The sequence below is a fragment of the Variovorax sp. LjRoot175 genome, from assembly GCF_964253805.1.
GTDB lineage: Bacteria > Pseudomonadota > Gammaproteobacteria > Burkholderiales > Burkholderiaceae_C > Variovorax.
Genome location: NZ_CAXURY020000001.1, coordinates 1907064 through 1920545 on the forward strand (window position 1 = coordinate 1907064; position 13482 = coordinate 1920545).

Annotated in this window: 7 protein-coding genes; 6 read left to right on the forward strand and 1 reads right to left on the reverse strand. The window is 69.0% G+C overall.

Annotated elements, in window-relative coordinates; translation table 11 throughout:
• Positions 1–62: 62 nt before the first annotated feature.
• The 5 genes from ACSQ89_RS09695 (at position 63) to ACSQ89_RS09715 (ending at position 10994) form a co-directional block, all read left to right on the forward strand.
• On the forward strand, positions 63–1346 hold the full coding sequence (locus ACSQ89_RS09695; protein ID WP_436290658.1) for an efflux RND transporter periplasmic adaptor subunit: 1284 nt from the start codon (positions 63–65) through the stop codon (positions 1344–1346).
• A gap of 14 nt (positions 1347–1360) precedes the next feature.
• The gene (locus ACSQ89_RS09700; protein ID WP_436290657.1) at positions 1361–4486 is read left to right on the forward strand and encodes an efflux RND transporter permease subunit; all 3126 of its coding nucleotides are present in this window, start codon (positions 1361–1363) and stop codon (positions 4484–4486) included.
• Positions 4487–4535: 49 nt separating this feature from the next.
• On the forward strand, positions 4536–7793 hold the full coding sequence (locus ACSQ89_RS09705) for an efflux RND transporter permease subunit (RefSeq protein WP_436296174.1): 3258 nt from the start codon (positions 4536–4538) through the stop codon (positions 7791–7793).
• Between the two features lie 7 nt (positions 7794–7800).
• Positions 7801–9231 carry an efflux transporter outer membrane subunit gene (locus tag ACSQ89_RS09710; RefSeq protein ID WP_436290655.1) on the forward strand — a complete coding sequence of 477 codons (1431 nt, stop codon included), beginning with the start codon at positions 7801–7803 and terminating at the stop codon, positions 9229–9231.
• Between the two features lie 404 nt (positions 9232–9635).
• Entirely contained in the window at positions 9636–10994 is a 1359-nt protein-coding gene (locus ACSQ89_RS09715; protein WP_436296175.1) for a hypothetical protein, read from the forward strand.
• A gap of 162 nt (positions 10995–11156) precedes the next feature.
• Here ACSQ89_RS09715 and ACSQ89_RS09720 read toward each other — a convergent pair whose 3' ends face one another.
• Positions 11157–12026, reverse strand: coding sequence for a MurR/RpiR family transcriptional regulator (locus ACSQ89_RS09720; protein ID WP_436290653.1), 870 nt, complete (start codon positions 12024–12026; stop codon positions 11157–11159).
• Positions 12027–12150: 124 nt separating this feature from the next.
• Here ACSQ89_RS09720 and ACSQ89_RS09725 point away from each other — a divergent pair, with 124 nt between their 5' ends.
• On the forward strand, positions 12151–13479 hold the full coding sequence (locus ACSQ89_RS09725; protein WP_436290652.1) for an aspartate aminotransferase family protein: 1329 nt from the start codon (positions 12151–12153) through the stop codon (positions 13477–13479).
• Positions 13480–13482: the final 3 nt, after the last annotated feature.

Genomic DNA, 13482 nt, shown 5'->3' on the forward strand with positions numbered 1-13482 from the left:
ACGGAGCGCTACGATTCGGCGCTCCACTCAGGGCTGCCTCCGTACTGCCCCTTTTTCGTCCGATGTCTTCCCCCACCCCCGAGCCTCCTGACGCCATCCCCGCCGGCCAACCCGTTCCCCGGCCGCCATCGCGCCGCCGGCTCTGGCTGGGCAGCCTGGCCGCACTGGTGCTGGTCCTGGCCCTGGGCGGCGGTGCCTGGTATCTGATCAAGCGCTCGAACGAACCGGCCGCCGGCCGTGGCGGCTTCGGCGGCGCGAGCTCTACCGTTGGCCACACGGCTGCGCGCCGGGCCGAACTGCCGGTGACCATCGAGGCGCTGGGCACGGTGACGCCGCTGGCGACCATCACCCTCAAGCCGCAAGTCGGCGGCGTGCTCACCGAGGTGCTCTACACCGAGGGCCAGACCGTCACCAAGGGCCAGCTGCTGGCGCGCATCGATCCGCGCCCCTACGAGCAGGCGCTGATGCAGGCCCAGGGCACGCGCGTGCGCGACGAGGCGCAGCTCGAGGCCGCGCGCGTGACGCTGGCGCGCTACCGCACGCTGCTCACCCAGGATTCGATCGCGCGGCAGGACGTCGACACCCAGGCCGCGCTGGTCAAGCAACTCGAAGGCACCGTGACCACCGACCGCGCGTCCGAGGCTGCCGCCAGGCTCAACCTCGACTACACGCGCATCACCGCGCCGGTGGCCGGGCGCATCGGCCTGCGCACGGTCGACCTCGGCAACACGGTCACGGCCAATGCGAGCACCGGCATCGCGGTGATCACGCAGATGAACCCGATCGACGTGCAGTTCGCGGTGCCGCAGGACCGCCTGCCAGACATCCAGGCCCAGCTCGCCAAGGGTGTGCCGCTCACGGTCAAGGCGCTGGACCGCACGCGCAGCGCGACGCTCGACACCGGCACCTTCTCCACGCTCGACAACGTGGTCGACACCAGCACCGGCACCGTGAAGGGCAAGGCGCGCTTCGGCAATGCCGCCGTCACGCTGTTCCCGAGCCAGTTCGTCAATATCCAGATGACGCTGCGCACCGTGAACGCGATCGTGGTGCCGGTGACGGCGGTGCGCACGGGGCCCAACGGCAACTACGTGTACGTGATCAACGAAGACCGCACGGTTTCGATGCGCGCCGTCAAGCGCGGCGAGTCCACGGTCGACGTGGTGGCGATCACCGAAGGCCTCGAGGCCGGCGAGAACGTCGTGACCGAAGGTGGCGACCGCATCAAGGACGGCGCCCGCGTGCAGCTCCAGGGCGACAAGCCGGTGACCGGCCCGCGCCCCGGCGCTTCCGGCCCTAGAGGCCCGCGCGGCGAAGGCAGGCGCCAGCGGCCCGCGTCACCCTGAACGAGGTGCTCTGAATGAGCCCTTCACGTCCTTTCATCGAGCGGCCGGTGGCGACCGCGCTCCTCATGGTCGCGATCGTGCTCGCTGGCCTGGTGGGCTTCCGCTTCCTGCCGCTGGCAGCCCTGCCGCAGGTCGACTACCCGACCATCCAGGTGCAGACGCTCTACCCGGGCGCCAGCCCCGAGGTGATGAGCCGCACCGTCACCGCGCCGCTGGAGCGCCAGTTCGGCCAGATGGCGGGGCTCGATCGCATGAGCTCCACCAGCTCGGCCGGCGTGTCCATCGTCACGCTGCAGTTCGCGCTCGACCAGACGCTCGACGTCGCCGAGCAGCAGGTGCAGGCCGCCATCAACGCCGGTGGCTCGCTGCTGCCGGCAGATCTGCCGGCGCCGCCGGTCTACGCCAAGGTCAACCCGGCCGACGCGCCGATCCTCACGCTGGCCGTGAGCTCCGAAACCATGCCGCTGACCGAGGTGCAGAACCTCGTGAACACGCGGCTGGCGCAGAAGATCAGCCAGGTGAGCGGCGTCGGGCTGGTCTCGCTCTCGGGCGGGCAGCGGCCCGCGGTGCGCATCCAGGCCGACACCAATGCGCTGGCCTCGGTCGGCATCGGGCTGGACACGCTGCGCACCGCGATCGCGGCGGCCAATGCCAACAGTGCCAAGGGCAGCTTCGACGGCCCGAAGCGCGCCTACACCATCAACGCCAACGACCAGCTGGTGGCGGCGGCCGATTACAAGAACCTGATCGTGGCCTGGAAGAACGGCGCGCCGGTGCGCATGAGCGACGTCGCGCGCGTGGTCGACGGCGCCGAGAACACGCAGCTCGGCGCGTGGGCCGCGCAGCGCAGCGAGAAAGCGAAGGACGACAACAGCACGGCGGCGCTGTACCCCGCCATCATCCTCAACGTGCAGCGCCAGCCGGGCGCCAACGTGATCGGCACGGTCGACGCGATCAAGAAGCAGCTGCCCGATCTCGAAGCCTCGCTGCCCGGTTCGCTCAAGGTCGAGGTGCTGAGCGACCGCACCACCGGCATCCGCGCCTCGGTGCACCACGTGCAGCTCGAGCTGGCGCTGGCGGTGGTGCTGGTGGTGCTGGTGATTTTCTTCTTCCTGCACAGCCTGCGCGCCACCGTGATCGCAAGCGTCGCGGTGCCGATCTCGCTCATCGGCACGCTGGGGCTCATGTACCTGCTGGGCTACAGCCTCAACAACCTGAGCCTGATGGCGCTGACCATCGCGACCGGCTTCGTGGTGGACGACGCGATCGTCATGATCGAGAACATCGCGCGCTACCTGGAGGAGGGCGATCCGCCCTTCAAGGCTGCGCTCAAGGGTGCGACGCAGATCGGCTTCACCATCATTTCACTGACGGTGTCGCTGGTGGCGGTGCTGATTCCGCTGCTCTTCATGGGCGACGTGGTGGGCCGGCTGTTCCGCGAGTTCGCGGTCACGCTGGCGATCACCATCCTCATCTCGGCCGTGGTTTCGCTGACGCTGGTGCCGATGATGTCGGCGCGTTGGCTCAAACCGCAGGCGGAAGAGGGCGGGCGCTTCGGCGCGCGGGTGCAGCAGTTCATCGATCGCGTGATCGCGCGCTACGACGGCTGGCTGCAATGGGTGCTGCGCCATCAGCCGCTGACGCTGGTGGTGGCGCTGCTCACGCTGGTGCTCACCGTGCTGCTCTACATCGCCATTCCCAAGGGCCTGTTCCCGACCCAGGACACGGGGCAGCTGCAGGCGCGCATCGAGGCGGCGCAGGACGTTTCGTTCGTGCGCATGGCCGAGCTGCAGCAGGCCGCGGCCAACGCGATCCTGGCCGACCCGGAGGTGCGCAGCCTGAGCTCGGTGGTGGGCGTGGACGCGGCCAACAACACGGCGCTCAACACCGGCCGCATGCTGGTGAACCTGCGCGCCGACCGCGGCAACCAGGAAGAGACCATGCAGCGCCTGCGCGAGCGCGTGCGCGCGGTGGCCGGTGTGGCGCTCTACCTGCAGCCGACGCAGGATCTGACCATCGATGCCGAGACCGGCCCGACCGAGTTCCGCGTCTCGCTCGAAGGCGTGGACACCACGACCGTGAACGAATGGGCGAGGAAGCTGGTGGAGCGCCTGCGCACAGTGCCGCAGGTGCGCAACCCGACCACCGATGCGGGCGCGCAGGGGATGGCCGCCTACGTGGACATCGACCGCAACACCGCTTCGCGGCTGTCGGTCACCGCCAGCTCGGTCGACGATGCGCTCTACAGCGCCTTCGGCCAGCGCATCGTGTCGACCATCTTCACCGAGACCAACCAGTACCGCGTGATCCTCGAGGCCCAGCGCGAGGCGCTGTCTTCGCCGCAGGGCCTGGGCAACCTGCAATTGCGCACCGGCGCGGGCACGCCGACGCCGCTGTCCTCGCTGGCGACCGTGCGCGAGCAGCTCGCGCCGCTGCAAGTCACGCGGGTCGCGCAGTACCCGGCCGCGACCGTGGGCTTCGACACCGCCTCGGGCGTGTCGCTCGGCAAGTCGGTCGCGGCGATCCGCGCCGCGGCCAAGGACATCGCGTTGCCCGCCAGCGTGGGCATGACCTTCCTCGGCGCGGCAGGGGCCTACGAGAAATCGCTGACCAACCAGCTGTGGCTGATCCTCGCGGCCGTGGTGTGCGTGTACATCGTGCTGGGCGTGCTCTACGAGAGCTACATCCATCCGCTGACGATTTTGTCGACGCTGCCTTCTGCCGGTGTCGGGGCGTTGTTGGCGCTGATGGTGACCGGCAACGACCTCGGGGTGATCGGCATCATCGGGATCATTCTGCTGATCGGCATCGTGAAGAAGAACGCGATCATGATGATCGACTTCGCGATCGATGCGGAGCGCCATCAGGGCAAGTCGCCGCAGGAGGCGATTCACCAGGCGGCGCTGCTGCGCTTCCGGCCCATTCTGATGACCACGCTGGCGGCCTTGTTTGCCGCCTTGCCCTTGATGTTCGGGTGGGGTGAGGGGGCTGAATTGCGGCGTCCTCTGGGTTTGGCGATCTTCGGCGGGCTGGTGGTGAGCCAGGTGTTGACGCTGTTCACGACGCCGGTGATCTATCTTGCCTTTGATCGGATGGGGCGGAGATTCGGAGGAAAGCGTGAAGCAACGCATTCCGCTTGAGCCCCGTGCCCTCACCCCCACCCTCTCCCAGAGGGAGAGGGAGTAAGGCATGAACCTCTCCAAGCCCTTCGTCGAACGCCCGATCGCCACGGTCTTGCTGACGATCGGCGTCGCCTTGGCCGGCATGGTGGCCTTCTTCGTGCTGCCGGTCTCGCCGCTGCCCCAGGTCGATTTCCCCACCATCTCGGTCCAAGCCAGCCTCGCCGGTGCCAGCCCGAGCACGATGGCATCGAGCGTTGCCACGCCGCTGGAGCGCCGGCTGGGCATCATTCCCGGCGTCAATGAACTGACCTCGACCAGCTCCAACGGATCGGCGCGCATCACGCTGCAGTTCGACCTCAAGCGCAACATCGACAGCGCCGCGCGCGAGGTGCAGGCGGCCATCAACGCGGCGCGCGTCGATCTGCCGGCCACGCTGCGCAGCAACCCGACCTACCGCAAGCGCAACCCGACGGCGGCGCCGGTCATGATCCTTGCGCTGACTTCCAAGACGCGCACGCCGGGGCAGATCTACGAGGCCGTGTCGAACATCGTGAGCCAGCGCCTGTCGCAGGTCGAGGGCGTGGGGGAGGTCGAGATCGGCGGCGGTTCGCTGCCTGCTGTGCGGGTCGAGCTCGAGCCCTTCGCGCTCAACCGCATGGGCATCAGCACCGAGGACGTGCGTGCCGCGATCCAGGCCAACAACGCGAACCGGCCCAAGGGCGCGATCGAGAGCGGCGACCGCCGGCTGCAGGTCTACACGCCCGCGGCGGGGCGACGCGCCGACGATTACCGCGACCTGGTGATCGCCTGGCGCAACAACGCCGCGGTGCGCCTGGGCGACGTGGCGCGCGTGATCGACAGCGTCGAGAACACGCGCACGCTGGGCCTGTTCAACGGTGCACCTGCCGTGGTCGTGCTGCTGACGCAGGAGCCCGGCGCCAACATCATTGAAACCGTGGATGGCGTGCGCAAGCTGCTGCCCGAACTGCGCACGCAACTGCCGCAGGACATCGACATCCAGGTCGCGTCCGACCGCACCAACTCGATCCGCGCCTCGCTGCGCGAGATCGAGTTCACGCTGATGGTCTCGATCGTGCTGGTGGTGCTGGTGGTGGGCCTGTTCCTGCGCAAGGCGCGCGCCACCATCATCCCGGCGGTGGCGACCGTGGTCTCGCTGCTGGGCACTTTCGGCGTGATGCACCTCTTGGGCTACAGCCTCAACAACCTGAGCCTGATGGCGCTCACGGTGGCCACCGGCTTCGTGGTGGACGATGCCATCGTGGTGCTAGAGAACACAGCGCGCCACGTCGAGGCCGGCATGAACCGCATGGAGGCGGCGCTGCGCGGGGCGCGCGAAGTCGGCTTCACGGTGCTGTCGATCAGCCTCTCGCTGGTGGCGGTGTTCATTCCGCTGCTGTTCATGGGCGACCAGGTCGGCCGGCTGTTTCGCGAGTTCGCGGTCACGCTGTCGGCGTCGGTACTGATCTCGCTCGTGATCTCGCTGACCACCACGCCGATGATGTGCGCCATGCTGCTGCGCAGCGAGGCGGAAGAGGGGCCGGCCAAGAAGCCCGGGCGCGTGCGCGCCTGGCTCGGCAGCCGCGCCGAGCGTGCCTGGCAGTGGACCCTGCGCACCTACGCCCACAGCCTGGACTGGGCGCTCGCGAGCAAAGGCGTCGTGATGGTGGTGCTGCTGGCGGTGATCGCACTCAACGTCTATCTCTTCAACGCCATCCCCAAGGGCTACTTCCCGCAGCAGGACAACGGGCAGCTCAACGCGGGCTTGCGGGCCGACCAGAGCATCTCGTCCGCGGCGGTCGCCGACAAGTTGCGCCAGGCCGTGGACATCATCCGCAAGGACCCGGCGGTCGACACCGTGGTGGGCTTCTCGGGCGGCGGCCGCGCGGGCGGCGGCTTCATGTTCGTGAACCTCAAGCCGGTGTCCGAGCGCACCGAGAAGACGGCCGCGGTGATCGACCGCCTGCGCCCGCAGCTCAACCAGCTCACCGGCCTGCGCGTGTTCCTGAACCCGGTGCAGGACCTGCGCATGGGCGGGCGCTCCAGCAACTCGAGCTACCAGTACACGCTCAAGAGCGACAACCTGAACGACCTGCGCGCCTGGTCGACCAAGCTGGCCGAGCGCCTGCGCCAGGAGACCACGCTGACCGACATCGACAGCGATGATGCCGACAACGGCGTCGAGACCTACGTCGAGGTCGATCGCGATGCCGCGGCGCGGCTCGGCGTGACCTCGAGCGCGGTCGACAGCGCGCTCTACAACGCCTATGGCCAGCGCTCGGTGGCCACCATCTACGACGAGCTCAACCAGTACTCGGTGATCATGGAATGGGCGCCGCGCTTCCAGCGCGCGCCGATCGCGCTCAAGGACCTGTACGTGCCTTCGACGCTGAACACCACCACCACAGCGAGCGGCGCGACCAGCACCAGTTCGCTGCAGGCCACCACCGACGCGACCACCGGCACATCGACCACCACCTCGGCCAACCCGGCGTCGCGGACCTCGTCGGCCGGCCAGCAGATCGCGACCAGCACCACCAACATGGTTCCGCTCTCGGCCTTCGCCAAGCTCAGCGAGCGGGCGGTGCCGACCTCGATCGACCACCAGGACACCGAGCTCGCGAGCACCGTCTCGTTCAGCCTGGCCGAAGGCGTGAGCCTGGCGCAGGCCAAGCGCATCGTCGCCCAGGCCGAGGCCGACATCGCGATGCCGGTCAACGTGCGCGGCAGCTTCCAGGGCACGGCGCTGGCGGCGCAGCAGTCGCAGGCGCAGCAGCTCTTCCTGATCCTCGCGGCGCTGATCGTGATCTACATCGTGCTCGGCGTGCTCTATGAGAGCCTGGTGCATCCGGTCACGGTGCTGACCACGCTGCCTTCGGCCGGCGTCGGCGCGGTGCTGGCGCTGCTGCTGTTCCGCATGGAGTTCTCGATCATCGCGCTGATCAGCGTCTTCCTCCTGATCGGCATCGTCAAGAAGAACGCGATCCTGATCATCGACTTCGCGCTCGAGGCCGAGCGCGCGCGCGGCCTGAGCGCGGTCGAGGCGGTGCGCGAGGCCTGCCTGTTGCGCTTCCGCCCGATCCTGATGACCACGCTGGCGGCCGCGCTCGGCGCGCTGCCGCTCGCGATCGGCTTCGGCCAGGGCGCGGAGCTGCGCCAGCCGTTGGGCGTCGCGATCATCGGCGGCCTGATTGCGAGCCAGCTGCTGACGCTTCTGACCACGCCAGTCGTCTACGTGCTGCTCGACAAGCTGCGCCGGCGCCCGGCCAACGAAAAATACCTGAGCCGTGCCGCGAGCTCGGCATGAAGACCTGATGACGAAGAACAGAAGAACCCATCTGGCCCTGGCGCTTGCGGCCCTGCTCTCGGGCTGCGCCATCGGCCCCGCCTACGAGCAGCCCTCCACGTCCCAGCCCCCCGCATGGAAGGAGGCGGCCGCCGCCGAAGGCTGGCTGCCCGCCGCCCCGGCCGACGCGCTGGACCGCGGCGAGTGGTGGAAGCTGTTCGGCGACGCGGGCCTCGACGAGCTCGCGGCGCGCGTGCAGGTTTCGAACCAGAACATCGCCGCCGCCGTGGCCAACTATGCGCAGGCTCAGGCGCTGGTGCGCGAGCAGCGCGCGGCGCTGTTCCCGACCGTCACCGCGGACGGCAGCGCCCGCCGCTCCGGCGCGCGCAACACCTCGCCCACGACCGCGACCAGCGCCTCGCTGCAGGCCGACTGGGCGCCCGACGTCTGGGGCCGGCTGCGCCAGGCGGTCAGCGGTGCGCAGGCCAGCGCCCAGGCCAGCGAGGCCGACCTGGCCTCGGCACGCCTTTCGGCCGTGGGCGAACTCGCGACCAACTACTTCGCGCTGCGCGAAGCCGATGCCGAGCTGCAGCTGCTGGCCGTGACGCTCGAAGGCTACGAGCGCAGCCTGGGGATCGCGCGCAACCGCTACAACGCCGGCATCGCGGCCCAGACCGACGTGCTGCAGGCGCAGACGCTCTACGTCAACACCCAGGCCGAGCGTGTCGCCCTGCAGCGCACCCGCGACACGCTGGAGCATGCGATCGCGGTGCTGGTCGGCGCCGCGCCGGCCGAGTTCGTCCTGCGCCCGGCCGAGTGGACGCCCGTCGTGCCCGGCATCCCCGCCGGCGTGCCCTCGACCCTGCTGCAGCGCCGGCCCGACATCGCCGCGGCCGAACGCGCGGTGGCGGCCGCCAACGCGCAGATCGGCATCGCCCGCTCGGCCTACTTTCCGAGCCTGACCCTGAACGCCGCGCTCAGCAGCAGCGCGAGCCGGGTCGGCGACCTGTTCAATGCCTCGAACATGCTCTGGTCGCTGGGCCTGTCGGTCGCGCAGACGGTGTTCGATGCCGGCGCCATCGGCGCACGCGTCGATGCGGCCAAGGCGGCGCACGAGGCGGCCGTGGCGAGCTACCGCCAGACCGTGCTCACTGCATTCCAGAACGTCGAAGACCAGCTCACCGCAGGCGCCAGCCTCGCGCAGCAGGAGGGCTTGCGCCGCGAGGCCTCGGCCGCGGCCGACCTCACCGAGCAGCAATTCCTCAACCGCTACCGACAGGGCCAGGTGAGCTACACCGACGTGGTGACGGCGCAGGTCTCGGCGCTCAACGCGCGGCGCACGTTGCTGCAACTGCAGGTCAATCGGCAGAGCGCGGCGGTGGCCCTGATCCAGGCGCTGGGCGGGGGATGGCAGGCGGAATGGGCCGATTCGCAGCCTCGGACGCCGGCTGGCGGCTGAGCTTGCCCGGCCCGGCGCGCGCCGGGAGTCCCCCTCGACGTGGGTAGGCCATTGGCTGCAGGGCTATGCCTGCGCCCATGCGCCAATGGGCCAGCGCGGCGGCGCGCGGCTACATCCAATGCCTGCAGCGGACCGGCCTTGTGCACGATAGGCGCACCCCAGGAGACTCCCGACACTGCCTCCGAGCGTTCGCCGAATGCACTACGAGAGGAGTCAGCCCATGCAGTTCGATCTCGAGGGTTCTGAAGGCCTGTTTCCGTTCGCGCCGCCGGATCCGTTCCCCTTTCCGCCGCCGTTTCCGGAACCGGGGGCCCCGTTGGCCGCCCGACCGCTTCTTCCCGCCGCGCGAACTCGAACAGATCCGCTGGCCGATCAAGTACGGCCCGGCGCAGGTCAACATCCTGGTGGTGATCGACAGCGGCGGCGCATACGACGTTGCGACCGATTTCGGACTTGGCGTCATGCTGCGGGACGCTTTCAATGTCGGCATGCCCGGTGGAACGCCGTTGCCGGCCGATCACCCGGCGTACGCGCGCTTCGCCTTCACGCTGGCGCACCGTTCGAACGGCGCGGGCACCACGCCCGGTTTCGATTCCTTCACTTTCAGCGACGCGAAGCTGGCGCCGTTCCACGAGGTCTGGCTGTTCGGGATCAGCGCCTCCGCGCCGTACCTGCAGGGGGCCGAGCTCGCCGCGCTGACGAAATTCATGGACAACGGCGGCGGCGTGCTCGCCATGGGTGACCACGAAGACCTGGGCCTCGGGCTGTGCGGCAACGTGCCGCGCGTCAAGAGCATGCGCAAGTGGTGGTTCGACGCGCCGCTGCCGCCGGGCGAACTCAAGGCGCCCGACTCGACCGATCTCACGCGCAACGACACCGCGCAATTGATCGCCGGCATCGACCCGGGCTTCGGAGGCCAGAGCGATTCCACGCCGCAGCCGATTTATCCCAGCTACAGGTACGGCCACAACTGGTGGCGTCCCTGGCGGCGCTATCGCTATCCGCACCCCGTGCTGTGCGGGCCGCGTGGCGCGATCACCGTATTTCCCGATCATCCTCACGAGGGCGATTGCATCGCGCCGGCGGCGCTCGATCCCACTCAGTATCCGGGCGGCGTGGCGCCGGAGGTCATCGCTCGCGGCCGCAACGTCGTTGGCAGAACGAAGGGCGGCTACACGATCACCGACCCGCGACAGTTCGGGCTGCTGGGCGCTTACGACGGCCATCGGCCCGCAGCCGGCGTGGGCCGGGTGCTGGTCGACTCCACCTGGCATCACTGGTTCAACATCAACCTGATCGGCCTCGACAACGTGCCGCACACCACGGCCTACAAGGACATCCTGGCCTTTTTCCGCAATGTTGCCGTCTGGCTGGCGCCGCGGGAGCGGCAGGAGCGCATGCGCCTGACTGGCCATGTCATCGGCCTCTTCACGCCGTACATGATCGAGCGGACGCTGACGGTTCGTGACTTGCGGCCGGAGATGTTCTATCCGATCGGCATCGAGGCCCGCGATGCGCTCGGTCGAATCGCGCCGCAGTGCCAAGTGGACATCTGGCTCTTCGAGCTGCTTGCGCCCCATCTGCCTCTCCTGCGCAGGCGCATCGAGCCGCCTGTCCCGGGCGAGCTGCCCGATCCATGGGAGTCCCTGGTGCTGGATCGCGTCGCGATGACGGCCCTGGGCGGCGCGATGGCGTCACTCGCGCTGGCGGCGCGCGAGAGCGACTACCGCGATGGCGACGCCGTGATCAAGTCGGCGGAATAAATCATCGACAACGGGCTGCGCGAAGGGTTGGCCTACGCCGAGAAGGACCTGGCGATGATGGGCAAGAGGCTGGACGCGGCCGTCGGCAGCGCGCTGCTGCCGAAGAAAAAGGTCGACAAGAAGCCGAAGAAGAAATAGAAGGCCGCCGCGAGAGGCGCCAGTTCACCCGCCACGCGGCCGCGGCGCCTGCAGGTAGGCACCCGATTCGAAGAGCTGCGACTCGGCCTCGTCGATGCTCCGGATCACCGGCTTGCCGGCGCGGCTGGCCAGCATCTCCACCAGCGCCTCGGTGACGGCCACGCCCGCCGCGACCGAGGGAAAGAAGGACGGGCTGTCGATCGCGAACAGCAAAGTCTCGTCCGCCAGCAGCGACAACGGCGAGGCGATGCTGTCCGTGATGGCCACGATGCGGCAGCCCACCGCCTTGGCGGCCTGCGCGACCTGCAGCGCTTCGCGCGAGTAGGGCACGAAGCTGGCGACCACCAGCGCGTCGCCCTTGGCGAAGGCGCGCTGCTGCATCTCGAGCGAGCCGCCCTGGCCGTCGACCAGATGCACGCTCGAACGGAACATCCGGTAGACGTAGACGAAGGAGAAGGCGATCGGAAAGCAGGCGCGAAAGCCCGCCGCGTGCACGGCGTTGGCCTTCTCCAGCACCGCGCAGGCCTTCTGCAGCGCCGCCTCGCTCTGGCGATGCGTGTTCTCCAGGTTGCGCCGCTGCACCTCGAACATCTCGCCGGCCAGGCCCTGGTCCTTGGCGCGGCCGATCAGGGTCTTGGCGCGCGCGCCGTAGGCGTCGGACAAGCCCAGGCCCATCTCGGCGGCCACAGCGTCCTTGAACTGCGGCCAGCCCGCGTAGCCCAGGAGCTGCGCAAAGCGCACCAGCGTGGCCGGCGTGCTGCCGGCGCGCGTGCCGACGCTGCGCATCGAGCTTGTCACCACGTCGTTCGGATGGTCGAGCACGTACTTGGCGACCTGCTGCAGGGCAGGGCTCAGGCTCTCGTAGCGCTGGCGGAGATCGTCCTTGACACCCATGGTTTGTCTTTCGTCGTTGGAACGAATGTACCGGATGGAACAGCGGTGTTTCATGGACTTCTTGACGGAACAAATGTTCCAAACAATAATTCGGTCAATACATTAGTTCCAGACCTCGAACCGCATGACGCACGTCTTCCACCGCCACCTGCGCCACACGCCGCAGCTCGCCGTCGCCGCCCAGGGCATGACGATCCGCGACGCCGAGGGCCGGGAGTACCTCGATGCCTCGGGCGGCGCGGCGGTCTCCTCGCTGGGCCACGGCCATCCGGACGTGATCGCCGCGATGCATGCGCAGATCGACAAGCTCGCCTACGCCCACACCAGCTTCTTCACCAGCGAGGTCGCCGAGCAGCTCGCCGACGAGCTGATTCGCACCGCGCCCGAGGGCATGAGCCACGTCTACCTGGTGAGCGGCGGCTCGGAGGCCGTGGAGTCGGCGCTCAAGATGGCCCGCCAGTACTTCGTCGAGATCGGCCAGCCGCAGCGCACGCATTTCATCGCGCGCCGCCAGAGCTACCACGGCAATACGCTGGGCGCGCTCGCGGTCGGCGGCAATGCGTGGCGGCGCGCGCCCTTCGCGCCGATCCTGGTGCCGGCCACCCACGTTTCGCCCTGCTATCCCTACCGCGAGCAGCGCGCCGACGAAACGCCCGAGCAGTACGGGCAGCGCCTGGCTCATGAACTCGAAGCGGCAATCCTCGGGCAGGGGCCCGACAGCGTGATCGCCTTCGTCGCCGAAACGGTGGGCGGCGCAACCGCCGGCGTGCTGACGCCGGTGCCCGGCTACTTCAAGGCGGTGCGCGAGGTCTGCGACCGCTACGGCGTGCTGCTGATCCTCGACGAAGTGATGTGCGGCATGGGCCGCACCGGCACGCTCTACGCGAGCGAGCAGGAGGGCGTGGTGCCCGACCTCGTGACCATTGCCAAGGGCCTGGGCGGCGGCTACCAGCCGGTCGGCGCGGTGCTGGCGCAGCGGAAGATCGTGGAGGCGATGTCGCAGGGCAGCGGCTTCTTCCAGCATGGCCACACCTACCTCGGGCATCCGGTGGCCTGCGCCGCGGCGCTGGCGGTGCAGCAGGTGATCCATCGCGACGGGCTTCTCGCCAAGGTGCGCGCGGACGGCGAGGCCTTCGGCGCCATGCTGCGCGAGACGCTGGGCGCCCATCCGAACGTGGGCGACATCCGCGGCCGCGGCTTCTTCTGGGGCGTGGAGCTGGTGGCCGAGCGCGCGAGCAAGGCGCCTTTCGCGCCGGCGCTGAACCTGCATGTGCGCATCAAGAAGGAGGCCATGGCGCAGGGCCTCCTGTGCTATCCCTTCGGCGGCACGGTCGACGGCAAGCTCGGCGACCACGTGCTGCTGGCACCGCCTTTCATCGCGACGCGGCAGGACCTGCTCGAGATCGCGACGCGGCTCGTGGCGTCCATCGACGCCGTCGTACGCGCCATCTGATTT

Bases quoted from the DNA above. Each gene is read 5' to 3' on its own strand.
- ACSQ89_RS09695 (WP_436290658.1), top strand. From the start codon at position 63: ATGTCTTCCCCCACCCCCGAGCCTCCTGACGCCATCCCCGCCGGCCAA.
- ACSQ89_RS09700 (WP_436290657.1), top strand. From the start codon at position 1,361: ATGAGCCCTTCACGTCCTTTCATCGAGCGGCCGGTGGCGACCGCGCTC.
- ACSQ89_RS09705 (WP_436296174.1), top strand. From the start codon at position 4,536: ATGAACCTCTCCAAGCCCTTCGTCGAACGCCCGATCGCCACGGTCTTG.
- ACSQ89_RS09710 (WP_436290655.1), top strand. From the start codon at position 7,801: ATGACGAAGAACAGAAGAACCCATCTGGCCCTGGCGCTTGCGGCCCTG.
- ACSQ89_RS09720 (WP_436290653.1), bottom strand. From the start codon at position 12,026: ATGGGTGTCAAGGACGATCTCCGCCAGCGCTACGAGAGCCTGAGCCCT.
- ACSQ89_RS09725 (WP_436290652.1), top strand. From the start codon at position 12,151: ATGACGCACGTCTTCCACCGCCACCTGCGCCACACGCCGCAGCTCGCC.